The organism is Gordonia sp. Swx-4 (genome assembly GCF_030316175.1).
Lineage (GTDB): Bacteria > Actinomycetota > Actinomycetes > Mycobacteriales > Mycobacteriaceae > Gordonia > Gordonia alkanivorans.
In genome coordinates this window covers 685,979-709,780 of sequence record NZ_CP128197.1, presented here as the reverse complement: position 1 = coordinate 709,780, position 23,802 = coordinate 685,979, and the positions used below count along the sequence as shown (strand labels likewise).

Sequence of the window (23,802 nt, the reverse complement as noted above, 5' to 3'; positions counted from 1 at the left end):
CCGGAACCACGCAAACAAAATGAGGGATTCATACCGTTTTTCCGGCACGAATCCCTCACTTTGCGAAGTGGACTTCTACAGGTTGATCATGTGCCCGATCGCGCCGTGGAAAGTTTCTTGCAGCGCCTCCGACATCGTCGGGTGGGTGTGCACGTTGCGGGCCAACTCCTTGGCGGTGAGATCCCACTTGTGGGCCAGCGTCATCTCCGGGAGCAGCTCGGACGCACCGTCACCCACCACGTGGCCGCCGAGCAGCTCGTCGGTGTCGGCGTCGGTGACCAGCTTGGCGAAGCCCGCGGTCTCACCGAGACCCTGCGCCTTACCGTTGGCGGTGAAGGGGAACGTGGTGACCTTCACGTTGTAGCCCTCGTCCTTGGCCTGCGCCTCGGTGAGACCGAACGACGCGACCTGCGGCTGGCAGAAGGTGGCACGCGGCAGGAAGCGGTAATCGCCCAGGGTCATCGTCTCGGCGCCGGCCATGGTCTCGGCAGCCACCACACCCTGCGCTTCGGCAACGTGGGCGAGCTGCAGCTTGGCGGTGACGTCACCGATGGCGTAGATGCCCTCGACATTGGTGCGCATATGGTCGTCGATGGCGATCGCGCCGCGATCGGTGAGTTCGACGCCGGTCTTCTCCAGACCGAAACCCTCGACGCGCGGGGCGAAGCCGACGGACATGAGGACCTTGTCGACGGTGAGCTCGCCTTCGGAGTCCTTCGCGTCCTTGTAGGTGACGGTGACGCTGTCGCCGTTGTCGGTGACCGACTGCACCTTGGTGGAGGTGAGCAGCTTGACGCCGAGCTTCTTGTATTCCTTGGCGACGGCCTTCGACGAGTCGGCGTCCTCGTTCGGCAGGACGCGGTCGAGGAACTCGACGATGGTGACGTCGACGCCGTAGTTGGCCATCACATAGCCGAATTCCATGCCGATCGCGCCCGCGCCGACGATCACGATGGATTCGGGCAGCTCCCGGGTGAGGATCTGGGTCTCGTAGGTGACCACGTTCTCCGACAGTTCGACGCCCGGCAGCAGCTTCACGGTCGAGCCGGTGTCGATGATGACGTTGTCGAAGGTGATCTCGCGATCACCCACTGTGATGGTCTTGGCATCGGTGAACACGCCATAGCCGTCGATCTCGGTGATCTTGTTCTTCTTCATCAGGTAGTGGACGCCTTTGACGATGCCGTCCGAGACCTTGCGGCTGCGGTCGAACGCCGCGCCGAAGTCGAAGGACACGTCGCCACTCATGCCGAAGGTCTTGGCCTGGTGATTGAAGATGTGTGCCAGTTCGGCATTACGGAGCAACGCCTTGGACGGGATACATCCGACGTTGAGACACACACCGCCCCAGTACTTCTCCTCGATGACGGCGGTTTTCATGCCCAGTTGAGCCGACCGGATCGCGGCTACGTACCCACCTGGACCTGCACCCAATACAACTGTTTGAAAGTGTTCAGCCACGCCTGCCACCCTACGTCCCGTCGATGGTCCGTCGCAGTCCGTCCCGCTACTCCCTGGTAACACCACCACGATTTCAATCACTGTTTGAAACGCTGTTTGATCTGTGGTTCCATCCCACTGTGACCCAGACCACCGACGCGACGCCGTCCGGGACCGGCTCGCCCGGTACCCGCGAGACCCTGCTCGTCGTCGCCGAACGGTTGTTCCTGGCCGAGGGCTACGACAAGGTGTCGGTCCGCGCGATCTGCGCCGCCGCCGATGCAAACCCCGCGGCCGTGCACTACCACTTCGGGACCAAGGACGATCTGACCATCGCCCTTCTCGAATCCCGGCTGGCACCGTGCTGGGCAGACGCGCTGGCCTCGATCGATCCCGAGAACGATTCGGTGCGCCACGTCGTCGACGTGCTGCTCGCGCCGTTCGTCGATCTCCAGTGCGATCCGACCGGGCACCTACACCTGCGCCTGCTGTCGCGGTTCGTGCTGACCCACCCGACGGTCGGCTGGACCGCCCGGTGGTTCGGCCTCGATCCGTTCGCCGACCTCCTGCTCGACGCCATCCCCGGACTGCCCTCCCGCGCGGCACGGCGCCGCTGGGCACTCGCCTTCCAGCTGATCCTCCTGCGCTTCGGCAGCTCCGAGCCACTCGACGCCCAGGCCGTCGACGCGCTCGCCGGGTTCGTCACCGCGGGACTGTCGGCGCCACCAGACCCCAGCCCGTCCGAACAAGAAACCGATTGAGAGGAACCGACGTGGACAGCCCCGACGCCGGACCGTTCAGCCCAGCACAGCTCGGCCCGCTCACCCTGCGGAACCGACTGATCAAGTGCGCCACCTTCGAGGGCATGACGCCCGACGCGCTCGTCACCGGCGAACTCGTCGAGTTCCACCGTGAGGTCGCGGCCGGCGGTGTCGCGATGAGCACCGTCGCCTACTGCGCGGTCTCACCGGAGGGCCGCACCGACCGCCACCAGATCTGGATGCGTCCCGAGGCGATGCCCGGACTGCGCAAGCTGACCGACGCCATCCACTCCGAGGGCGCACTCGCCGCCGCACAGCTCGGCCACGCCGGCGCGGTCGCGAACTCGGTGTCGAACCGTGCCAAGGCCTGGGGTCCGGGCCGCATCCCCGCGCCGATGGGGATGTCGTTGACCCACAAGGCGAGCGTCTCCGACATCGCCGAGCTGCGGGTGAAGTTCCGGCAGGCCGCCCGCATCGCCGTCGACTCCGGTTTCGACGGGCTCGAGATCCACTGCGGCCACAACTATCTCATCTCCAGCTTCCTGTCTCCCCTGCTCAACCACCGCCGCGACGGGTACGGCGGCAGCCTGGTCAACCGCGCGCGTATGGCACGCGAGGTCGTCGAGAGCGTGCGTGAGGAGGTCGGGGACGAGGCCGCGATCTGGGTGAAGCTCAACACCTACGACGGCGTCGGCAAGCCCGACATCGAACGGTCGCCGGAGGCACGAGCGAAGGGTCGCGCCAAGCTCAGCGGCTTCAACGTCGACGAGGCCTGCCAGGTGGCGCAGCTGCTGGAGTCCGACGGCCATCTCGACGCCATCGAACCCACCGCGGGCAGCTCGCTGCTCAACCCGATGTACCTGTTCCACGGCGAGGCGCCGCGCAAGGAGTTCGCCGCCGCCTTCTCCGGTCCGATGAAGTACGGGCTCAAGGCTTTCGCGCCGATCTTCCTCAAGCACTATCAGTACCACGACGGCTACCTGCTGCCGCTCGCGCGGGAACTGCGGAAGGCCGTCGACCTGCCGATGATCCTGCTCGGCGGAATCACCGACCGGGCCTCGATGGACACCGCGATGGCCGAGGGGTTCGAATTCATGGCGATGGGCCGGGCGGTCCTGCGTGAGCCGGATCTGCCGCTGCGGATCGCCGCAGACCCGTCGACGACGTCGAAGTGCGTGCACTGCAACCTCTGCATGCCGACGATCTACTCGCACACGCGGTGCCCGATCCGCACCGGCGAGGTGCCCGATCCCCTCGCGGTCTCGTCGTCGGTGAGCGGCCCGGCCAGCTGACGCCGCGGTAGCTGTCGCGTGTCGTGGCGCCGACCGCACCGATACGCGACAAGTGCGCCGTGCTCCCGCCTATGGTGACCCCATGGCTCCTCGCCGCAAGGACACACCGCCGCCGGCGACCGGCGGAACGGAGAAGGAAGTTCTCGTCGGCTTCCTCGACTACCTGCGCTCGTCGGCGGTGTCGAAACTCGACGGTGTCGACGAGGCCGACGCGCGCGCAGCCGCCGTGCCGTCGGGCACCAACCTCCTCGGGCTGGTGCGGCACCTGACCTTCGTCGAACGGTTCTTCTTCCTCGGCGAGGACACCGCCGACTGGAAGGCGACGTTCACCTGCGGGGAGTCGGATACGGTGCCCGGCATCCAGGCCGGCTACCGGCAGGCGGTGGCCGAGGCGAACGCGGTCATCGAGGCCTACGCTGACCTCGGCGAGCCCGCGCCCAGGGCCGCCGGCCGACGATCCTCACCGTCGATGCGGTGGGCGCTGACCCACATGATCGAGGAGACCGCCCGCCACGCAGGCCATCTCGACATCATCCGCGAGGGCGTCGACGGCCGGACGGGCCGCTGAACCGGCCTCAGCTGCGCAGGAAGACCCCGTCGCTCTCTTCGTCGTCGTAGTACTCGATCGTCATCTTCGGGCCGTCGAAGGTCACCTGGGAGATGCTGCCGAGTTCGGCGTTCTCGTCGTGCAGGGTGAAGGTGAAGATGTTCCGATCCCAGTGTGCGAGTTCGTGTTTGCGGACTCCACCGGGACCCATCTCGAGGAACAGCTTGCCGTCCCGTTCGACGACCTCGGCCGGTCCGTAGACTGCGTTGGCATATGTGCCGACGAATGTCGGCAACGGCTGGGCCGGAGCAGGATTCGCCGGTGCCTGCTTTCCGACGAGGTCGCCGCTGGGCACACTCAGCGGCGCATATGCCTTGGCGTACAGCGCACGCCAGTCGCTGCGGATCTCACCGAACTGCACGAGATCCATGAACTCCGCGGCGAGTGCATCGACCGCCCCGATGGGTGCGGCGTTGGACAGCACCACGATCGCCGTGTCCGCGGACGGCAGGATCGAGAACGAGGTTCCAGCACCCGAGGCGAAGGCGCCGGCATGGCTGAACTGGGTGCGCGCATCGGTGGTGACGCCGACGTTGAAGCCGTGCCCGTAGAACCCGGCACGGTCGTCCGGCGACGCCGGCGGGTTGGACACGATCTGCGGAGAGACCGCCGGCAGCAGGGCGTCCGGCGCGACGATCTCGGCGCCGTTGTGCTTGCCCTGCGCCAGAACCATCTTCAGCCAGACGGCCATGTCGTTGACCGTGGAGCTCACCCCGCCGGCCGGCGACTGGGCGTCGGGGTCACGGGGGATGTCGGTCTTGGCCCACTTGCCGTCGATCTTGATGTGCCCGACGGCTCGGTCGGCCCGCTTCTCGAAGTCGGCGTAGCGGGAACTGGTGCTGGTCATGCCCAGCGGCCCGTAGATGAGGTCCTGCGACAGCGTCGGCCAGTCCTTGCCCGCCTTCGCGGCGACTGCCTCACCACCGGTGGTGACACCGAAGTTGGTGTACGCGTAGCTGATCCGGAACGGGTCGAGAGGCATGAACCGAAGCCGCTGGAGGATTTCGGTCTGCGAGTAGCCCATGTCCTCGAGCTTGTCGCCGGCGTGATCGGGCAGACCGGATCGGTGCGAGTACATGTCGCCGACGGTCACGGTCCGGGTGACGTACGGTTCGGCGAGCGCGAACCAGGGCAGCCCCTCGACGATCGGCATGCCCCAGGCAACCGTCTTGTCGGTGACCGCCGCGCCGACCACCGTCGATCCGACCGACTTCGACACAGACGCGAGCTGAAAGACCGTGTTCGGATCGACCTTCTGCCCGGTCGTCAGGTCCTTGACCCCGAACCCCTTCGCATACTTCGTCTCTCCGCCCGACACCACCGCCACCGCGAGTCCGGGCAGACCCGTCGACGACATCAACGACTCGGCGAGCCCGTCGAGCTGCCCGACCGCTTTGTCCACCGCACCGTCGGGTAGCGGCATCGCGTCCACGGCGTTCGGGTTCACCAGCGCCGACGCCCCCGACGGTTCGGTCGGCGGGTTGCCGGTGCCGGACGAGGCCGTGTCGCACGCAGCGACGAGGGCGATCACCGACAGGGCCGAGCAGGCCGCGAGTGACACGCGTCCCCATCCCGGGCCGCGCCATCGTGATTGTCGCCCCGCGGCGGAGTCGGTGTCGGGGCCGGAGCGTCGGACAGGGACCGAATCGGTAGTGGGCATGCGGATCTCCTCATCCTCGCGGAGAAAGATACCGCGAAGACGCCCTGACGTGCACATTCCGTGGTCCACCGGCACGATTTCGGCCTGGATGGGCACAGACGTGACGAGGGCGGGTCCCGCACCGGCGGTGACCTGCACCCGTCCCGCGTAAGTTGGACGCCATGACCGAGCACGCCGACGGCATCTCCACCAGCACCGACACCGACGATCCGTTCCTCTGGCTCGAGGACGTCACCGGCGACGACGCGCTGGCCTGGGTACGCTCCCACAACGACCCGACCGTCGAGAAGCTCTCGTCGTCGGACCGCTTCCGCGACATGGAGGCGTCGGCGCTGGCGATCCTCGACACCGACGACCGGATTCCGTTCGTCCGGCGTCGCGGTGGGTTCCTCTACAACTTCTGGCGCGACGCGACCAATCCCCGCGGGCTCTGGCGGCGGACGACGCTGGAGTCCTACGTGACCGATGCGCCCGAGTGGGAGATCATCCTCGACGTCGACGAACTCGCGCGCACCGAGGACGAGAACTGGGTGTGGTCGGGGGCCACGGTGCTCCGTCCCGAGTACGAACGCGCGCTGGTCTCGCTGTCGCGGGGCGGTGCCGACGCGAGCGTGATCCGCGAGTTCGACATCCCGACGCGGCAGTGGATCACCGACGGCTTCTCCTTGCCGGAGAACAAGTCGAGTGTGCGCTGGATCGACCGCGACACCGTCTATGTCGGAACCGATTTCGGCGATCAACCGGACGGCGTCGGGTCGTTGACCGACTCCGGCTATCCCCGCGTGGTCAAACGCTGGTCGCGGGGCACCCCGCTGGAGGCCGCGACCACCGTCTTCGCCGGCGAGAAGAGCGACGTGTCGGTGCACGCGATCTACGACGACACCCCCGGCTTCGAGCGACATTTCATCTTGCGTTCGACGGACTTCTTCAACTCGCTCATGTTCGAATTACGCGACGGCGAAACGGAACTCATCGACGTCCCGACCGATGCCCACGCCGGTGTGCGGATGAACTGGCTGCTGGTGATGACGCGGTCGGAGTGGACGGTCGACGGTACGACCCATGCGCCGGGCACCCTGCTGGCCTTCGACTACGACGACTACCGGGCCGGTGGCCGCGAGCCGACCGTGCTGTTCACCCCGGATGCCCACACGAGTCTCGTCGACTATGCCTACACGCGTTCGCAACTCATCATCGTGACGCTGCACGACGTGCACACCATGGTCGAGGTGCGCAAGCTCGGCAGCTGGGAGGTCATCGACTTCCCGGGCCTCCCGGGCCTCGCCACCGTGTCCGTGCTCGACACCGATCCGGACGAGAGTGACGAGGTGTTCTGGATGGCCACCTCGTTCACCGATCCGCCGAGCCTCCTGCACAGCAACGGGACCGCGCCGGAGGTCATCAAGCGCAGCCCGACGTACTTCGACTCCGAATCGGTGATCGCCGAGCAGCATTTCGCCACTTCCGACGACGGAACACAGATTCCCTACTTCGTGATCCGTCGACGGGAGGTGACCAGCGGTCCCACCCTGCTCTACGGCTACGGCGGGTTCGAGAACTCGCTCACACCCAGTTACCTCTCGTTATCGGGCAAGAACTGGATCGAGCGCGGCGGCATCTACGTCATCGCGAACATCCGCGGCGGTGGCGAATACGGTCCGTCGTGGCACACGCAGGCGCAGAAGGCCGGACGCCACAAGGTGTACGAGGACTTCGCCGCCGTGGCACGTGCCCTCGTCGACGGGGGCCTCACCACTCCGGAACAGCTGGGCGCACAGGGCGGTTCCAACGGCGGACTCCTCATGGGCGTCATGCTCACCCGATACCCGGAACTCTTCGGCGCGTTGGTGTGTCAGGTCCCGCTGATCGACATGAAGCGCTATCACCTGCTCCTCGCCGGCGCGTCGTGGGTGGCCGAGTACGGCGACCCCGACGATCCCGAACAGTGGGAGTTCATGAAGCCGTTCTCGCCATACCAGAACATCGATCCCGGCGCCTCGTACCCGCCGATCCTGGTCACGACGTCCACCCGCGACGACCGCGTCCATCCCGGCCACGCCCGCAAACTCGTTGCGCGGCTGGAGGAAAGCGGTCACCAGGTTCTCTACTACGAGAACATCGAGGGCGGCCACGGCGGCGCCGCGGACAACAAACAGGCAGCGTTCAAGTCCGCGCTCGCGTTCGAGTTCCTGTGGCGGACGCTCGCTCCTCAGGCGGATTGAGGTCGCAGCTCCACTACCCTGGGCAGCAGATCACCGCGACCGACAACGATGCCGCCCACGACGAGATGAGGAAACCTGATGGGGATCGACTACACCAAGCGCCCGAAAGCCCAACCCCCGCAACCGCCCGCACAGCCTCCGGCTCCGGGTCACGGCCAGCAGCCACCGGCCCAGCCGGTGTCGCTCTCCAAGATCACGCTGACCAAGTCGGCGCCGAGCATCTCGTTGAGCAAGCAGGGCGCGGCCACCGGTCAGGTGCGCGTCAACCTCAGCTGGACCGCGAACTCCTCCGGCGGCGGCTTCTTCCGCAAGGCCAAGGGCATCGACCTCGACCTCGCCTGCCTGTGGGAATTCACCGACGGCAGCAAGGGAATCGTCCAGGCCCTGGGCAATTCGTTCCGGGCTCCCCGCGACGGGGAGCCGATCATCTACCTCGACGGTGATGACCGGAGCGGCGCCGGCGGCGAGAACATGTACATCGACCTCGCCGCCACGAACCGAATCCGTCGAATCCTGATCTTCGCCTACATCTACGAGGGCACGCCGAACTGGGCCAGCGCCAACGGCGTCGTCACGTTGTCGCCGGTCAGCGGACCGCAGATCGAGGTCCGACTCGACGAGGCCGACCAGTCCGCGATCTCCTGCGCCATCGCGCTGCTCGAGAACCGCGGCGGCGAACTGGTGATCAACCGCGAGGTGCGCTACATCCGAGGCGCTCAGGACAAGATCGACGAGGCCTACGGCTGGGGCATGAACTGGCGGGGCGCGCGCAAGTGACCGCCACCGCCCTGCCCGGTTTCCTCACCGGCCTCGCCGACGGATCCCTCCGGGTGATAGACCTGACCACCCCGCTGTCGAGTTCGACCCCAGCCCTGCGGTTGCCGGCCCCGTTCGCGAACCTGATCGACTTCAGCCTCGAAGAGGTCAGCGCCTACAACGAACCCGGACCATACTGGCGGCACAACAACATCCACACCGGCGAGCACATCGGCACCCACCTCGACGCACCGATCCACTGGATCAGCGGTCGCGACGGTGACGACGTCTCCCAGATCCCCGTGCAGCGGCTGATCGGTCCGGCAGCCGTCCTCGACCTGACCGCGAAGGTCGCCGACAACCCCGACTATCTGCTCGAGGTCGCCGACGTCGAAGCATGGGAGGCCGAGCACGGCGAACTGCTGCCGGGTGCCTGGCTCCTGCTGCGCACCGGATGGGAATCACGAGGTGGGTCGGAAGCGGAGTTCCTCAACGCCGACGAGACCGGCTCGCACACCCCGGGCGTCTCGGTCGAATGCGCCGAGTGGCTGGCCGTGCAGCGGCAGATCACCGGACTCGGCGTCGAGACCGTCGGTGTCGACGCAGGTCTCGCAGGTGGTTTCGAGCCGGCCTTCCCCGTCCACTACCACTTCCTCGGAAACGACAAGTACGGCCTCACCTCGCTGCGGAACCTCGGTGCGCTGCCCGCCACCGGTGCCGTGATCGTCGTCAGTCCGCTCCCGATCGTCGGCGGTACCGGCAGCCCGTCGCGGGTGCTGGCCATCGTCGAGAGCTGATCGGCGTGACGGCCTCAGCGACAACGTACGGCCCGACGGTCGCCGACGTCGCGGGCCGTGTTCTCGCCGATCTGGGCGTCGGTCACGCGTTCGGGGTCGTCGGCAGCGGCAACTTCGTCATGACCAACGCGCTGCGCGCCGGCGGGGTCGGATTCACCGCGGCACGCCACGAGGGTGGCGCGGCCTCCATGGCCGACGCCTACTCGCGCATGTCTGGACGGGTGGGTGTGCTGACGGTGCACCAGGGTTGCGGTCTGACCAACGCGGTCACCGGCATCGGCGAGGCGGCGAAGAGTCGTACCCCGATGATCGTGCTGACCGCCGACGCCCCGGCTGCCGCGCTGCAGTCGAACTTCCGGATCGACCAGGACGAACTGGCGACGAGCGTGGGCGCGGTGAGCGACCGCGTCTACGGCCCGAACACCGTGGTCGCCGATGTGACCCGGGCGTACCGGACCGCAGTGACCCAGCGCCGGACCGTCGTGCTCAACATCGCGATCGACGTGGCCGCGGCACCGGTCGAGGTGCCCGGGCCGGTCGCCGCTTCGTTCGGGGCACCGCGGATCCGGCCCGACGCCGCGTCGGCGGAAACCCTCGTCGCGGCGATTCGCGCGGCCCGCCGGCCGGTCTTCGTCGCCGGACGGGGCGGTCGTGAGGCCGGTCCGCAGATCGCGGAGCTCGCGGAGGCAAGTGGTGCGCTGCTCGCCACGTCGGCGGTCGCCAACGGCCTCTTCGCCGGAAATCCGTTCTCGCTGGGCATCTCCGGCGGCTTCTCGTCGCCGACGACCGCGGAGCTCATCGCCGGCGCCGACCTCATCGTCGGGTGGGGATGCGCGCTCAACATGTGGACGATGCGGCACGGCCGGCTCATCGGCGACCAGACCGTGGTGGCCCAGGTCGATGTCGAGGTCGAGGCGATCGGCGCGCACCGCCCGGTCGACGTCGGCGTGGTGGGAGACTGCGCAGCAACCGCAGCCGACGCGCTCGCCGCACTTTCCGGTGATCCGCTGTCGCACAACGGATACCGGACCGATGATGTGGCCGAACGGATCGCCGCGTCGGCGCGGTGGCAGGACGTCCCGGTCACCGCCGAGCCTGTCGACGGCCGAATCGATCCGCGCGCGTTGAGCATTGCTCTCGACGAGATCCTGCCTGCCGACCGCATCCTGTCCATCGACTCGGGCAATTTCATGGGGTACCCGTCGACGCATCTGTCGGTGCCCGACGAGTTCGGCTTCTGCTTCACCCAGGCATTCCAGTCGATCGGCGTCGGACTGGGCACGGCCATCGGCGCGGCGATCGCCCAACCCGCCCGGTTGCCTGTCCTCGGCACCGGTGACGGCGGTTTCCTGATGGCGATCTCCGAATTGGAAACCGCCGTCCGCCTGGCACTTCCGCTCGTCGTGATCGTCTACAACGACTCCGCGTACGGCGCCGAGGTACACCATTTCGGCGACGCCGACATGACGACGGTGACCTTCCCCGAGACCGACATCGCCGCCATCGCCCGCGGCCACGGCGCGACGGGCGTGACGGTCACCGGGTTCGACGACCTCGACGAGGTTCGACGCTGGGTCGCCTCACTCGACTCCCCCGAACCGTCCGGCCCGCTGGTCATCGACGCCAAGATCACGAACGACGGCGGATCCTGGTGGCTCGCCGAGGCCTTCGCCGGGCACTGAGAGGCTCGCTTCGCTCGCGGCTGGAGGGAGCGGGACGGCTCAGCGCCGGCCCGCGAAGACCATCCGGCCGATGAGCCCGACAACGACCATCGCGACGCCCACCCCGCCGACGATCAGCGCGACCTGGGTGAGGTCGGAGTAGGCCCCGTCGATGATCAGCTCGGCCACCTGCCGACCCGATGATTCGGCACCCGCGACCTCCTGCTTGGCGCGGTCGGCGAAGAACAGGCCGATGACCCAGCTCGCGACCCCGGCCGCGGCAGCGCCCAGCCCGAGCCAGGCGAAGACCGTGCTGCGCCGGTGCGCGAGCAGAAGGGCGAGGAGTCCGGCGATGACCGCGACCGCCGCCGCACCCCGGGCTAGCATGGTGATCTGGCTGCCGACCTCGGCGTATCTACCGGCCTCGAGACCCGAAGCCCCGTTGGTCAATTCGACGACGACCGGTCCCGAGATCTCGTTCGGGGTGCCGGTCAGATTGAGCGCCCGGTTGATCATCGCGGTGATGTCGAGCTGCATGACGGACGTGTCCTCACCCGGTGCGGGTTCGGTGAACAGCCAGGCGTGCTGCTGGCCGACCACATCGGCGAAGTCGAGCCGGAACTGCTCGCTGTCGGTGTACGTCGCGGCCAGCGGACGCACCAGCGCACCCGCGATCGGGAGATCGGTGCGGGCGGTGGCCTGGGCGGCGATCTCGTCGGCGAGGTAGTCCTTCACCTTCTGGTTCTCGGCCATCGGCGCGACGGTGGAGACGAATCCGTCCTGGTCGACGATACGCAGGTCCAGCCACAGAGCCGGGACCGCGAGCACGGTCGCCGCCATCGCGACGAGCGTCATCAGAGCACTCAGAAAGCTTCGCACCCCACGAGGCTACCGAGCCCCGACTGCTACTCCCCGACGACGTCCGCGGCACGCCCGACGATCAGCGGATCCGGTCGACCGACGAAGTCGTGGTTCTTGCCGTCGTACTCGAACAGGCTGAGCACGTACCGCATCGCATTGATGCGGGCACGCTTCTTGTCGTTGGACTTCACCACCGTCCACGGCGCGTGGTCGGTGTCGGTGGCGGCGAACATCGCCTCCTTGGCCTCGGTGTAGGCGTCCCATTTGTCGAGCGAGGCGAGGTCCATCGGCGAGAGCTTCCACTGCCGGACGGGATCGATCTGGCGGATGGCGAACCGCGTGCGCTGCTCGAGCGGGGTCACCGAGAACCAGAACTTCACCAGGTTGATGCCGTCGTCGACGAGCATCTTCTCGAAGGCCGGGACCTGCGACATGAACTGTGTGTACTGCTGCGGATTACAGAAACCCATGACGCGTTCGACGCCGGCCCGGTTGTACCAGGACCGGTCGAAGAAGACCATCTCGCCACCGGCCGGCAGGTGCTGGACGTAGCGCTGGAAGTACCACTCGGTCGCCTCGCGCTCGCTCGGCTTCTCCAAGGCGACCACGCGAGCACCACGCGGGTTGAGGTGTTCGTTGAAGCGTTTGATCGTGCCGCCCTTGCCGGCGGCGTCACGACCCTCGAAGACCAGCAGGTGGCGCTGCCCGGTCTGCTTGGACCACTTCTGGAGCTTGAGCAACTCGATCTGCAGGCGACGTTTGGTGACCTCGTACTCGCGCCGGCTCATGCGCTCGGAGTACGGGTAGTCCTGACGCCAGGTGTCGACCACGTTGCGATGCGGCAGCGTCAGCAGGACGGGGTCGTCGTCATCGTCGTCGTTCACGGTGAACTGGGTGACATCGTGCAGGTCGACGAGTTGCTGAAGTGCCTCTCGGCCGTTCAGGACACTGAAGTCCGGGCCGACGTGGGGGTCTGCGTCGTGTAGATCGGTCACGATCCCAACGATAGGACGACCGGGTGGACCACGCCCGACGCGCCGGTGAACGACGCGCCGCGTCGGGCGGGTTTGGTCTCAGATCGGTGGACGAGCCGACCGGTCAGTTGCGCAGATCGATGGAACCCGAATGCAGGCAGGCCTTACCGGTAACCGAATCGAAGGCCGCCGCGAAGCCGCCGCTGCACACCGCGCCGTCGGGTCCGGCGTAGGCCTGGCCACCCCAGCCGCCGACCGCCACCGTGGTGCCGCCGCGCCGCGCCTGCGCGATCGACAGCGCCTTGGGACCGGTGGTCACCGAGTACGCCACGCCGCGCGAGTTGGCACCTGCGAGGGCCGACGAGCCCGGCTGCAGGTTGTACGACGAGGCGTTGCCGCCGTTGTCCGACACGGAGATGGCCGTGCCGTTGCCACTGCGGTCCTCGGCGGTCGCGCGGCTACCCAATCCGGCCTTGGCGCCGCAACCGCTCGCACCTACGACCCGTTCGATCTGTTGCCCGTTCGACGCCGTGCACTGAACAGCCGATGCGACACCCTCACCGGACAACCCGGCGAATGCGACACAACCGGCGCCACCGGCGAGGAAGACCAACGCCCGGACGGCAAATTTGTTCATTTTCAAGGGATTTGGCCTCCATGGTGCAACGGCTGGGCTGATGACGATCCCAGGGTACCCGCGGTCCGCGCGGGCCACCCGGGGGATCGTCGGGTCGACACCGTCCGGATGACGGCGACCCGGTTCGGGCGCGGTTTGCTCAGCCGGCGGCGCGCTTCTCGGCTTCGGCGGTGAGCCCCTTGCGCGAGGTGTCGACGGCCATCTTCTGGGCGCGCTTGACGATCAATCCGGGCAGTTTGATCTTGAGATCGACCTCCAGGTCGAAGTGCACGTGCGAACCGGTGTCGGTCGCGGTGACGGTGTACTTGCCGCGCTGTTCACTGAGCTGATTCGACTTGATCAGGCGCCATTCGCAGGTCGTGTCGGTCCACTCGTACGTACAGGTCTGTTCGTCGGAGATACCCGCCGCGGTGACCACCATGCGCACGGTCCTCGGTGCGCCGTCGTCGTGCTCGTCGATGATCTCGGCCTCTTTGTGGGGGCCCGACCACTCGGGGAGGGACTCGATGTCCATGAGTACTTCCATCACCACCGAGACCGGGGCGGCGATGTGGAATTCGATGTTCGCGGAGACAGCCATGGGGTGAACCTACCGTCCGGCCTCCGCGGGCACACACCGAACCGTGCGCCGTCGGGATTCGTCCTGGTCGGGTGACCAGGTTCACCCAGCTCGCGCCTCGACGGGGATCAGCTCTCCCGGTCGACGAGGTTCACCGGCCACGCCTCGTCGGGGATGTCGCGGAGTGTGCACGCCTGGTCCGCCGCCGTGAACCATCCTCGGAAATGCATGATCTCGCCGATGACCGGATTGCGAACCGTCATGTCACAGCGGAAGCGTTCGCGCTTCTCGTCCCACCCCTCGATGTATTTCATCTGCGCGGTGAAGAGGCCCTTCATGCCCACCTTCGGTCCGCGCCCCAGCCAGCGCATCGGTCCGCTCTCGAGGAGCAGCTCGCCGGCCGGGGTCACCGACGGCTCGATCGGATAGAGGAACTCGGGTCCGTCGCCGAAGTAGTCGACGAGTCCGCTGCGTCCCGCGACGAGGAGGGAGTTGAGCTTGCGCGGGCCGGTCGTGTACCGGAAGGTCCGCAGTACCGCGAGGGACTCGCGCTCGAGTTCATCGACGTAGCAGTAGTAGGCCTGGGTGAACGGGACCATCCGACTGGTCTTGGACGGCAGGGCGTTCCGCTTGGCGTAGTGCCAGAGAGCCGGTGGGGGCAGGACCGAGGACACGTACACCGACTCGTACATGCCGTGGCAGATCTGGGCGACCCCGGAGGTGGAGTCGATGCCGTAACGCCATGCGACGTTGGGGTGGAGGCGGTCGAAGTCCGAGCCCAGCTCATGCCGGAAGACCGGCGTCATCGTGTCCCCTCCCGAACTCGGCCCAGCGTCGTTCACACGGCGTACTGCCACCGAGGTGGCGCCACCGTGAACCTACTACGGAGCCCGCCGCAAGCCAACGACGTACAGATGACCAGGTCTGCGGGTTCGCCAGAACCGGTGGGAATGCCTACCGGTAGACCGCGGCGTCGCAGAGGGCGGCCAGTTCGGCGATGACCCGATCGAGCGGTTCGACGCTGCGCTGCGTCTGACAGAGTGCGACCGCCCCCTCGATGGCGGCCACGATCAGGTTCGCCAGCGAATCGGCGCGCTCGCTGTCCACACCGTCGACGACGAGCCGGGCGGTGATCAGATCGGCCCAGCGGCGGAGGATCTCGGCGGCGGCGTCGGCCACCTCGGGCTCGCCGCGAGGCGCCAGGCCGCCGGCCATGACCGGGCAGCCGAACTGAAAGTCGGTGTTGACCAGCATGCGCCGCCACACGCCGCCGATCTCGCGAACCGTCTCGGCGGGGGTGAGCGTAACCCGGCGCGCGAGCCGCTCGGCGATGAAGTCTCCCGCGTACTGGACCGCCTCGGTCATGAGCTGCGTCTTGCCGCCGGGAAAGTGGTGGTAGATGGACCCGCGAGGCGCGGCGCTCGCGGAGATGACGTCGCCGATCGAGGTCGCGGCGACACCGTCGCGACCGATCAGGTCCGCGGCATGGACGATCATCCGCTCACGCGGACCACGCTCATCCGATCCGGAGATGACGGATTCGGCGGAATGCGGCGCCATGACCTGCTCCTTCATCTCGTCCGGGTGGTCTATGCAACTATACATAGCCCGATCGCCCGGGAGGCGTGTCCGACCGGGTACGCAGACCGTGGTCGCACACGGCATGACCACGCGCATCGTCTTCCGGTGGACCCGGGTCAGGCCTCCACGAGGAAACGTTCGCGGATCTTGTCCTGCTCGCGGGTACCGATACCGAGCGCCTCGCTGAAGTACCCCTCGATGCCGCCGTATCTGGTCCGCACCTCATCGAAGGCCGCGTCGAGGTATCCCGCGTCGACGCCGAGCACGCCGACGAGAAGTTGCGGGTCGCCGCCCGCGGCCGCGAAGCCGTCGAAGATGTGCCTCAGCGCCGGGATGAGGCGCTCGTTGGTCAGCAGGTAGTCGCGGTAGACGTCCTCTTCACCCACCCCGACCAGGGTGAGGAATGCCGCGGCGGCCCAACCGGTGCGGTCCTTGCCGGTCGTGCAGTGGAAGAGGATCGGGCTCGGCGCGTCGCCGAGGAGCCCGCGATAGAACTCCGAGTAGGCGGCCGTGGCACTCGGCAGGGTGATCATCTCGCGGTAGGTACCCGAGATCATCTCCCGCGCCTTACCCCCGGCCAGGACCTTGTCGGCCTGGGCGACCACGGCCGGATCAGCGAGTACGGCACCGATGTTGGCCGGGATCGACATCTGCGCGTCGGCGAGCACGTCGAGCCCGACCTCGGTGACGTCGGGCAGGGACGGGTCCGGGATGGCCTCCCTCTCGTGCACCGAACGGAGGTCGTACACCGTGCGCAGGCCGAGGCTCTCGAGGGCGGCGACATCGGAGTCGGTGAGCGACGAGAAGTCCGTCGACCGGAACAGCAACCCGGAACGCACCACTCGCCCGTCGGCGGTCCGCCAGCCGCCGAGGTCACGCAGATTCGGGAGGCTGCCGATCGGGCTCGGCGCACCGGGTGTCACAGTCACGCGACTCATCGTCGCAGATGAACACGCCTCACCGGCGTCCAGCCGGCAGATCAGCGGGTCAGAGCGCGCTCGAGCATCGGCCACGACTTGGCCAGCTGGTCCTGCCAGTACGGCCACGAATGCGTCCCGGGCTCGTAGTCGATCGTCGCGGGGATGCGTAGCTGCTTGAGCCTCTTGTCGAGGTTCTGCGTGCAGTAGTAGGTCGCCGCCTCGAGAGGGCCGCCTACGCCGACGATCCTGGCGTACTCAACCACGTCACCGTCGATCGCCTCGTTTGCCAGGTGATCGTGCCTTCCGGGCATGCCGGTGCCGCTGCTGACATAAATCGCCTTGCCACGGAGTCTGTGGGCGTTGACCACTGGGTCGTGAGCACGCCAGCCGGGCGCATCGAGGGGTCCCCAGATGTTGGTGATGTCCCCGCCGTTCCCGCCGACCACCGCCTGGACGGCCAACTGGCCGAGCCTGGTGGTGGTCTCGGCACATCCGCTGTAGGACGCGACCCCGCGATACAGCTCCGGCGCCGCCTCGGCCAGGGCGAGCACCGATGTTCCTGCCATCGAGATCCCCGCGATGGCGTTGGCCCCGGTAGCGTTCAGCTTCGCGTCGATGACCGGGGGCAGCTCTTGGGTCAGAAATGTCGTCCACTTGTTACGGCCCAAGACCGGATCGACCTTCACCCAATCCGTGTAATAGCTGTATCCGCCACTCATCGGAACGACGATGTTCACGTTCTTGTCGGCGGCGAATTCGACGATGTCGGTCTGGGCGAACCAGTGTGCATCACCCTCCCCACCACCGGATCCGTTGAGCAGATAAAGCGTGGGCCGGGGCACCGACCTGTCGGCCGCGACGAGAATCCGGATCGGCACATCACGGTTCATCGACGTCGAGTGCACAGTCAGGTCAAGGGCCCGCCCCTCGGCCATCGCTTCCGCGAGCCGGTCGGCCCGCTTGGACTTGGCCCCCGTGTCCGCCGTCGCTGTCACGGAAAAGCCAATCGAGACAACGGCTACGACGGATGCGATGAACGCCTGGACCGTACGGCGATGGAGGTTGCCGCTCGTCACGGACATCATCGTCCCTTCATATGTCGACGCGTGGAACCTGCCCGGACAACAGATTTCCAACGCTCGGGTATCGATCCGAATACATTCGCGACCATACTCACCCGCGACGACAGCATCGGTTTGTTCAGCGATTCCGACACGAATCCTCGAGAACGCAATCGCGAATAGCAATCCACAATCACGAGTTCGTGATCATTAGGACGACCGTCCTCACTCGGCCAAAAACGTTGTGACCGGGCATTCTGCAAATCGCGTCACCGACGTTGGAGATCGGATTCGACGAATGTCTCATCGCCTTCGGCACATGCACGCACAAGAATTCGACCGGTCGGACGACCCGCGGCGTGTCGTCGGCGGGCGTGGCGTTTCCTAGGCGTCCACCGGCCCCGGGAACATCCGCCGCGGATTCTGCAGGAGCGCCGGCGGGATCACCGATGACCGTGCCACCGTGCCGGTCCACCGGACGCGCCGGAGATGTGGAGCGAGAGTCTTGCCACGAGGAACGTCTGCATCCGGAGTGCCATACCCAAACCCGACTGTTCACACACGACGGGTCAGTCGGCGTGCACCTTCTCCAGGACCTGGGTGAAACCTTCTGCCGCGCACCATTCCGGCGGCGACTCGAGAACCAACACACGAAACCGGCCCACTCCTGGAAGGGAGTGGGCCGGCTCGTGAGATGTAGAGCTGGTGAAGCTAGGGGTTCTGAATCAGAAGCCCATGCCGCCCATCTCGTCGGCACCCGGCATGGCCGGAGCAGCGTTCTTCTCCGGCTTGTCGGCGACGACGGCCTCGGTGGTGAGGAACAGAGCCGCGATCGAGGCTGCGTTCTGCAGCGCCGAGCGGGTGACCTTCACCGGGTCGTTGATGCCGGCGGCCAGCAGGTCCTCGTACTCACCGGTGGCGGCGTTGAGGCCGGTGCCGGTGGGCGAGTTCAGGACCTTGTCGGCGACGACGCCCGGCTCGAGACCGGCGTTGATCGCGATCTGCTTGGCCGGAGCCGAGAGAGCGACGCGGACGATGTTGGCGCCGGTGGCCTCGTCACCCTCGAGCGAGAGTGCGTCGATGGCCGGCTCCGACTGCAGCAGGGCCACGCCACCACCGGCGACGATGCCCTCTTCGACGGCAGCCTTGGCGTTGCGCACGGCATCTTCGATGCGGTGCTTGCGCTCCTTGAGCTCGACCTCGGTGGCCGCGCCCGCCTTGATGACCGCAACACCGCCGGCCAGCTTGGCCAGACGCTCCTGCAGCTTCTCACGGTCGTAGTCGGAGTCGCTGTTCTCGATCTCGCCACGGATCTGCGCCACGCGACCGGCGATGGCGTCGGGATCGCCCGCGCCCTCGACGATGGTGGTCTCGTCCTTGGTGACGACGACCTTGCGGGCGGTGCCGAGCAGCTCGACGCCGGCGCCCTCGAGGGACAGGCCGACCTCTTCGCTGATGACCTCGCCACCGGTGAGGATGGCGATGTCGGCCAGCATGGCCTTGCGGCGGTCACCGAAGCCCGGAGCCTTGACGGCGACGGACTTGAAGGTGCCCTTGAGCTTGTTCACGACCAGGGTCGACAGGGCCTCGCCCTCGACGTCCTCGGCGATGATCAGCAGCGGCTTACCGGCCTGGATGACCTTCTCCAGCAGCGGCAGCAGGTCCTTGATGGTCGAGACCTTGCCCGAGACCAGCAGGATGTACGGGTCGTCGAGGACGGCTTCCTGGCGGTCGGCGTCGGTGACGAAGTAGCCCGAGATGTAGCCCTTGTCGAAGCGCATGCCCTCGGTGAGCTCGAGCTGCAGGCCGAAGGTGTTGGACTCCTCGACCGTGATGACGCCTTCCTTGCCGACCTTGTCCATCGCCTCGGCGATGAGCTCGCCGATCGAGGGGTCGCCGGCCGAGATGCCTGCGGTCTGAGCGATCTGCTCCTTGGTCTCGACCTCCCGGGCGCTCTTCAGCAGCGACTCGGTGACGGCCTCGACGGCCTTCTCGATGCCGCGCTTCAGACCCAGCGGGTTCGCGCCGGCAGCGACGTTGCGCAGACCTTCGCGAACGAGGGCCTGGGCCAGAACGGTAGCGGTGGTGGTGCCGTCACCTGCGACGTCGTCGGTCTTCTTGGCGACCTCTTTGACGAGCTCGGCACCGATCTTCTCGTACGGGTCCTCCAGCTCGATCTCCTTGGCGATGGACACACCATCGTTGGTGATCGTGGGGGCGCCCCACTTCTTCTCCAGCACGACGTTGCGACCCTTGGGTCCCAACGTCACTCGGACTGCGTCGGCGAGGCTGTTGAGGCCCCGCTCGAGGCCGCGACGGGCCTCTTCGTCGAACGCGATTTGCTTGGCCATGGGTAAGTGATCCTCCGAAGGGGGTGACACTAGGTTCGTATGGCCGGAACTCGGTGCCCGCGACGGACGACCGGTGTGTCATTCGGTACCGATCTCACCGTCCCGACCTGGCACTCACAGCTCGCGAGTGCCAAGGTCCGTTTTAGCACTCGACCCTGCCGAGTGCAAGGTTGCACCGGACCGGGGCCACCGCATTCGCCCGGCCGGCCGCGGCGACCCTGGTTACGTTGAGGACATGTCTCTCGCGTCCAGGGCGTTCCGGTTCGGGGTCAACATGCTCGCAGTGGACTCCAGCGCGTCGTGGGAAGGCCGCGCGCGACACGTCGAACAGCTCGGCTTCGACGTCCTGCTGGTCCCGGACCACCTGGGCATCCCGAGCCCTTGGCCTGCGCTCGCGACGGCCGCCGCCGCCACCGAACGCCTCCGCGTCGGGCCCTTCGTCCTCAACGCGGCATTCACCAACCCGGTGCTGCTCGCCCGCGACGTGGCGACCGTCGACCAGCTGTCCGACGGCCGTGTCGAGCTCGGCCTGGGCACGGGCTACGTCAAGGAGGAGTTCGAGGCGGCCGGAATCGAATTCCCAACGGCCGGGCGCCGCGTCGACCATCTGGGCGACACCGTGGCCCGGGTGACCTCACTGCTCTCCGCCCCCGAGCACACCCCACGTCCGGTACAGGGGCGCGTGCCTCTGCTTCTCGGCGGCAACGGCGACCGTGTGCTTCGGATGGCCGCCGAGCACGCCGACATCGTGGGGTTCACCGCGGCGCGCACCGGTCGGAAAGGTGACCTCGAGCCGCTATCGGCCACGGACTTCGACGAACGGGTCGCGTTCGCACGCGACGCGGCCGGCGCCAGGTCCGGCGATGTCGAGTGGAACCTGCTGATGCAGATCGTCGTGGTCACCGACGACCCGCGACGCATCGCCGAGGAGAACATCGCGAAGTGGGAGTTGCCGATGAGTCCGGAGGAGTTCCTCGACCTACCGTCGGTCCTCATCGGCTCCGCCGCCGACATCGCCGCACGCCTCGTCGAACTCCGGAAGCGCACCGGGATCAGCTACCTCACTGTCCTCGAACCGGTCCTCGAGCAGTTCGCGCCGGTGATCGGGTTGCTGCGTGACATCGACCGCTGATTCCCACGACCCCGCACGACGAGCCGCCGCGGGGGTGGTTCCCCCGCGGCGGCTCGTCGACCGAAGCGAATCAGACCCTCGAACCGGTCACTGCGGCACGCCGTACTTGTCGATGATCGGAGCCAACAGTTCGGCGGCGCGCGCGCCGGTGATGACCTCGTCGTTGCCGACCTTGGTGACTACTTTGGACTCGGTGTCCTCGTAGACGTGCTCGCCGATCATCTTGCCGTCCTCGTCGTAGGGCCAGAAGAAGGCGAGCGTCCGGCGGACAAGGTAGAACGAGTCGGCGTCGTACTGTGACGACGAGGGTGCGCCCGGATCGTTGTTCACCGAATCGAAGACGTTGTCGCCGAGCAACGCACCCGGCACGAACTGGCTGAACTCGGCCTCTCCGGCGAAGCCCCAGTCGTGCACGGCCATCTTCTGCTTTCCCGTCCACATCACGAGCATGTCCATCGCAGCGAGCTGCTGATAGAAGGCGCGAACCGTGTCCATCCCGTCGAGGATGGTCCCCTGCCCACCTTCGAAGAGCCGGTAGTGCGGATGCGGGACGGTCATGTTGGGTGCGAGCAGTTCCTCGTAGCGACCGGAGACCTCCAACAGTCCATGCCTGCGATAGTTGATGAGGATCTTGCGGTGCTTGGGATTCTCCAGGGTGTCTATGAGGTCGTCGACGTCGTCCATCATGTGGACGAACTCCTCCTCATACGACGTACGGGTGGCAACGGAAACGTGGGCTGTACTCATTGTTGTGCTCTCTCCTTCACAGGTACTTGCTGAGGTCTGGGTAACTACCGATCTCGTAACCGCCGTCGACGACGAGGCTGGAACCGGTGATGTAGCTGGCGTCACCGGAGGCCAGGAACACCGCGGGGGCCGCGAGCTCCGACGGCTTGGCCGGCCGCTTGAGGACTGCGTTGGCGTCGAATTCGGCCATGATTCCCTCGTTTTCGAGGATGAAGCCGGCCATCGGGGTGTCGACGAGACCGGGCAGGACCGAGTTGACGCGGATTCCGTGGCGCCCCAGTTCGAGGGCCGCGTTCTTGGCGAACATGTCTGCACCGGCTTTGCCTGCGGCATAAGCACTTCCGCCGTACAGCGGAATGTGGGCATTGACCGATGACACGACGACGATCGATCCGCCGTTACCGGCACGGATCATGCTCTGCGCCGCGTACTTGGTGCAGAGGAACACACCGCGCAGCACGATGTCGACGGTGAAATCCCATGTTTCCCCGTCCAAGTCGGTGATCGGACCAGGACGGATCGCGCCGGCCACGTTGAACAGACTGTCGAGGCCGCCGAGGTCGGACTCCGCACGGGCGACCGCCGCCTGGATGTCGCCCGCGTCGGTCACACTCCCCGGCTGGGCAATGTAGTTGTCGCCGAGCTGTTTTGCCGCGTCGTCCAGACCACCGGAGTCGAGATCGAAGGCGACCACCGACCCTCCGTCGGCGATGAGGCGCTCGGCGATCGCGTACCCGATTCCGGATGCGGCTCCGGTGACGATCGACCGTTTGGGTGCTGAAGAATTGGACATGATTTCCCGTCGTACGAGGAGTGAGAAAGTCGCCGCGAAAGATGGCGGCGAGTCGGCCGGAATGATCTCCGGCACCGATGCCCGAGCCCGCGATCGGCGGGACTGATCAGACCTTCGGTGTGAGGTCAATCATCGACCTCGGCACAACGTCGCGTCCATGACATATCCACTCGCTACCGTTAGCCTTTTGCCTAACATCGCAGATGAGCGGCTCGTAGACTAGTGGTCTACATCACATCCACTTGATAGAGTCTGTCCCTGTGACCCTCAACCTGCACCTGGTGCGCTACCTGATCGCCCTCGTCGACGAAGGGCATTTCGGACGCGCTGCGGAGCGTCTGTACATCAGCACGCCATCGCTGAGTCAGCAGATCCGGAAGCTGGAACGGTCCCTCGGTGCGGAGCTGGTCGACCGGACGGCACGCCCCGTCCGTCCGACCCCGGCGGGTGAACGGTTCCTCGCGGAGGCCAGAGAGTCGGTCTCGGCAGCGGACCGGGCTGTCGCCGCGGTGGACAGCTACCGCCGAGAGTTGTCCCACACCTTGCGAATCGGCTTCATGACGGCGTCAACGGGAAGCCGCACCCACGAGATCCTCGACGAGCTGCGGCGCCGGGTACCCGACGTGACGGTGCAGATGGTCGAACTCCCGTGGTCGCACCAGACCTCCGCGGTGCGTGAGGGCCAGGTCGACGCCGCACTGGTGCGGCCGCCCTTCGCCGATTCCAGCGGCCTGCGACTCGACGTCATCCGCCACGAAGGTCGAGTCGTAGCTCTGCCGAAAACTCATGCGCTGGCTGACCATTCGGTGGTCCACCTCGCCGACCTCGACGACGAGATCCACGTAACCAACGACGACGCCGACCCCGTTTGGGGGCTCTTCCTGATTGACGGTGCGTAGAACGGGTTCTACCGGGCACAAGATGTAGGTCGGGTTCGGCGGCGGCGAGCCGGGGATGCGGGCGGGTCCTGTGGTGTGAAGATGAAAGCCC

Annotated in this window: 22 protein-coding genes; 9 read left to right on the top strand and 13 right to left on the bottom strand. The window is 66.8% G+C overall.

The features are described from left to right. Positions 1-75 precede the first annotated feature (75 nt). Positions 76-1,461: a dihydrolipoyl dehydrogenase gene (lpdA, locus tag PWF70_RS03250; RefSeq protein ID WP_241549172.1), complete on the bottom strand. Its 1,386-nt coding sequence runs from the start codon at positions 1,459-1,461 to the stop codon at positions 76-78. Positions 1,462-1,580: 119 nt separating this feature from the next. Between lpdA and PWF70_RS03245 the strand changes: the two genes are divergently transcribed. The 3 genes from PWF70_RS03245 to PWF70_RS03235 all read left to right on the top strand — a co-directional run bounded on the left by PWF70_RS03245 (position 1,581) and on the right by PWF70_RS03235 (position 4,061). Then, positions 1,581-2,201, top strand: coding sequence for a TetR/AcrR family transcriptional regulator (locus tag PWF70_RS03245; RefSeq protein WP_035752045.1), 621 nt, complete (start codon positions 1,581-1,583; stop codon positions 2,199-2,201). A gap of 11 nt (positions 2,202-2,212) precedes the next feature. Beyond that, positions 2,213-3,493 (top strand): NADH:flavin oxidoreductase, encoded by a 1,281-nt coding sequence (locus PWF70_RS03240; RefSeq protein WP_241549173.1) that lies wholly within the window; start codon positions 2,213-2,215, stop codon positions 3,491-3,493. Positions 3,494-3,575: 82 nt separating this feature from the next. Further along, positions 3,576-4,061, top strand: a complete 486-nt coding sequence (locus tag PWF70_RS03235; protein WP_035752049.1) for a DinB family protein — start codon at positions 3,576-3,578, stop codon at positions 4,059-4,061. Between the two features lie 7 nt (positions 4,062-4,068). Here the strand turns inward: PWF70_RS03235 and PWF70_RS03230 are convergent, their stop codons facing one another. Then, the gene (locus PWF70_RS03230) at positions 4,069-5,661 is read right to left on the bottom strand and encodes a serine hydrolase (RefSeq protein WP_035752130.1); all 1,593 of its coding nucleotides are present in this window, start codon (positions 5,659-5,661) and stop codon (positions 4,069-4,071) included. Between the two features lie 260 nt (positions 5,662-5,921). On the opposite strand from PWF70_RS03230, the gene PWF70_RS03225 reads away from it, so the two are divergent. The 4 genes from PWF70_RS03225 to PWF70_RS03210 all read left to right on the top strand — a co-directional run bounded on the left by PWF70_RS03225 (position 5,922) and on the right by PWF70_RS03210 (position 11,217). Next, entirely contained in the window at positions 5,922-7,982 is a 2,061-nt protein-coding gene (locus PWF70_RS03225; RefSeq protein ID WP_006358309.1) for a prolyl oligopeptidase family serine peptidase, read from the top strand. A 78-nt stretch (positions 7,983-8,060) separates the two neighbouring features. Then, positions 8,061-8,759, top strand: a complete 699-nt coding sequence (locus PWF70_RS03220; protein ID WP_006358308.1) for a TerD family protein — start codon at positions 8,061-8,063, stop codon at positions 8,757-8,759. Further along, the gene (locus PWF70_RS03215) at positions 8,756-9,535 is read left to right on the top strand and encodes a cyclase family protein (protein ID WP_006358307.1); all 780 of its coding nucleotides are present in this window, start codon (positions 8,756-8,758) and stop codon (positions 9,533-9,535) included. Before PWF70_RS03220 ends, PWF70_RS03215 begins: the two co-directional genes overlap by 4 nt. Positions 9,536-9,540: 5 nt before the next feature. Beyond that, complete coding sequence (locus tag PWF70_RS03210; RefSeq protein WP_006358306.1) at positions 9,541-11,217, top strand: thiamine pyrophosphate-binding protein; 1,677 nt, start codon at positions 9,541-9,543, stop codon at positions 11,215-11,217. Positions 11,218-11,256: 39 nt separating this feature from the next. On the opposite strand, the gene PWF70_RS03205 is transcribed toward PWF70_RS03210, so the two are convergent. From PWF70_RS03205 to groL, 9 genes are all read right to left on the bottom strand, one after another. Further along, on the bottom strand, positions 11,257-12,051 hold the full coding sequence (locus tag PWF70_RS03205; protein ID WP_006358305.1) for a hypothetical protein: 795 nt from the start codon (positions 12,049-12,051) through the stop codon (positions 11,257-11,259). 50 nt (positions 12,052-12,101) lie between these two features. Then, complete coding sequence (ppk2, locus tag PWF70_RS03200) at positions 12,102-13,052, bottom strand: polyphosphate kinase 2 (RefSeq protein WP_006358304.1); 951 nt, start codon at positions 13,050-13,052, stop codon at positions 12,102-12,104. Positions 13,053-13,155: 103 nt separating this feature from the next. Then, positions 13,156-13,674 (bottom strand): DUF6764 family protein, encoded by a 519-nt coding sequence (locus PWF70_RS03195; protein ID WP_035752055.1) that lies wholly within the window; start codon positions 13,672-13,674, stop codon positions 13,156-13,158. Between the two features lie 133 nt (positions 13,675-13,807). After that, positions 13,808-14,248 (bottom strand): SRPBCC family protein, encoded by a 441-nt coding sequence (locus PWF70_RS03190; protein ID WP_006358302.1) that lies wholly within the window; start codon positions 14,246-14,248, stop codon positions 13,808-13,810. 107 nt (positions 14,249-14,355) lie between these two features. Beyond that, on the bottom strand, positions 14,356-15,033 hold the full coding sequence (locus PWF70_RS03185) for a DUF4166 domain-containing protein (protein ID WP_006358301.1): 678 nt from the start codon (positions 15,031-15,033) through the stop codon (positions 14,356-14,358). 148 nt (positions 15,034-15,181) lie between these two features. Then, a complete protein-coding gene (locus PWF70_RS03180) occupies positions 15,182-15,787 on the bottom strand; it encodes a TetR/AcrR family transcriptional regulator (protein ID WP_042376950.1) in 606 nt (201 codons plus the stop codon). Positions 15,788-15,924: 137 nt separating this feature from the next. Next, complete coding sequence (locus tag PWF70_RS03175; RefSeq protein ID WP_006358299.1) at positions 15,925-16,737, bottom strand: tyrosine-protein phosphatase; 813 nt, start codon at positions 16,735-16,737, stop codon at positions 15,925-15,927. Between the two features lie 50 nt (positions 16,738-16,787). Continuing rightward, positions 16,788-17,813 carry an alpha/beta hydrolase gene (locus PWF70_RS03170; protein ID WP_372512879.1) on the bottom strand — a complete coding sequence of 342 codons (1,026 nt, stop codon included), beginning with the start codon at positions 17,811-17,813 and terminating at the stop codon, positions 16,788-16,790. A gap of 701 nt (positions 17,814-18,514) precedes the next feature. Then, entirely contained in the window at positions 18,515-20,140 is a 1,626-nt protein-coding gene (gene groL, locus PWF70_RS03165; RefSeq protein ID WP_006358297.1) for a chaperonin GroEL, read from the bottom strand. A gap of 235 nt (positions 20,141-20,375) precedes the next feature. Between groL and PWF70_RS03160 the strand changes: the two genes are divergently transcribed. Then, complete coding sequence (locus tag PWF70_RS03160) at positions 20,376-21,272, top strand: TIGR03621 family F420-dependent LLM class oxidoreductase (protein ID WP_035752059.1); 897 nt, start codon at positions 20,376-20,378, stop codon at positions 21,270-21,272. An 87-nt stretch (positions 21,273-21,359) separates the two neighbouring features. On the opposite strand, the gene PWF70_RS03155 is transcribed toward PWF70_RS03160, so the two are convergent. After that, positions 21,360-22,019 carry a hypothetical protein gene (locus PWF70_RS03155; RefSeq protein ID WP_006358295.1) on the bottom strand — a complete coding sequence of 220 codons (660 nt, stop codon included), beginning with the start codon at positions 22,017-22,019 and terminating at the stop codon, positions 21,360-21,362. A 16-nt stretch (positions 22,020-22,035) separates the two neighbouring features. Continuing rightward, positions 22,036-22,812 (bottom strand): SDR family NAD(P)-dependent oxidoreductase, encoded by a 777-nt coding sequence (locus PWF70_RS03150; RefSeq protein ID WP_035752063.1) that lies wholly within the window; start codon positions 22,810-22,812, stop codon positions 22,036-22,038. A 260-nt stretch (positions 22,813-23,072) separates the two neighbouring features. On the opposite strand from PWF70_RS03150, the gene PWF70_RS03145 reads away from it, so the two are divergent. Further along, positions 23,073-23,711 carry a LysR family transcriptional regulator gene (locus PWF70_RS03145; RefSeq protein ID WP_042376933.1) on the top strand — a complete coding sequence of 213 codons (639 nt, stop codon included), beginning with the start codon at positions 23,073-23,075 and terminating at the stop codon, positions 23,709-23,711. The last annotated feature ends 91 nt before the right edge of the window (positions 23,712-23,802 follow it).

Excerpts from the sequence above, each read along its gene's own strand:
- PWF70_RS03235 (WP_035752049.1), top strand. The coding sequence starts at position 3,576 with ATGGCTCCTCGCCGCAAGGACACACCGCCGCCGGCGACCGGCGGAACG.
- PWF70_RS03225 (WP_006358309.1), top strand. The coding sequence starts at position 5,922 with ATGACCGAGCACGCCGACGGCATCTCCACCAGCACCGACACCGACGAT.
- PWF70_RS03220 (WP_006358308.1), top strand. The coding sequence starts at position 8,061 with ATGGGGATCGACTACACCAAGCGCCCGAAAGCCCAACCCCCGCAACCG.
- PWF70_RS03205 (WP_006358305.1), bottom strand. The coding sequence starts at position 12,051 with ATGACGCTCGTCGCGATGGCGGCGACCGTGCTCGCGGTCCCGGCTCTG.
- PWF70_RS03190 (WP_006358302.1), bottom strand. The coding sequence starts at position 14,248 with ATGGCTGTCTCCGCGAACATCGAATTCCACATCGCCGCCCCGGTCTCG.
- PWF70_RS03185 (WP_006358301.1), bottom strand. The coding sequence starts at position 15,033 with ATGACGCCGGTCTTCCGGCATGAGCTGGGCTCGGACTTCGACCGCCTC.
- PWF70_RS03180 (WP_042376950.1), bottom strand. The coding sequence starts at position 15,787 with ATGGCGCCGCATTCCGCCGAATCCGTCATCTCCGGATCGGATGAGCGT.
- PWF70_RS03170 (WP_372512879.1), bottom strand. The coding sequence starts at position 17,813 with ATGATGTCCGTGACGAGCGGCAACCTCCATCGCCGTACGGTCCAGGCG.
- groL (WP_006358297.1), bottom strand. The coding sequence starts at position 20,140 with ATGGCCAAGCAAATCGCGTTCGACGAAGAGGCCCGTCGCGGCCTCGAG.
- PWF70_RS03160 (WP_035752059.1), top strand. The coding sequence starts at position 20,376 with ATGTCTCTCGCGTCCAGGGCGTTCCGGTTCGGGGTCAACATGCTCGCA.
- PWF70_RS03155 (WP_006358295.1), bottom strand. The coding sequence starts at position 22,019 with ATGAGTACAGCCCACGTTTCCGTTGCCACCCGTACGTCGTATGAGGAG.
- PWF70_RS03150 (WP_035752063.1), bottom strand. The coding sequence starts at position 22,812 with ATGTCCAATTCTTCAGCACCCAAACGGTCGATCGTCACCGGAGCCGCA.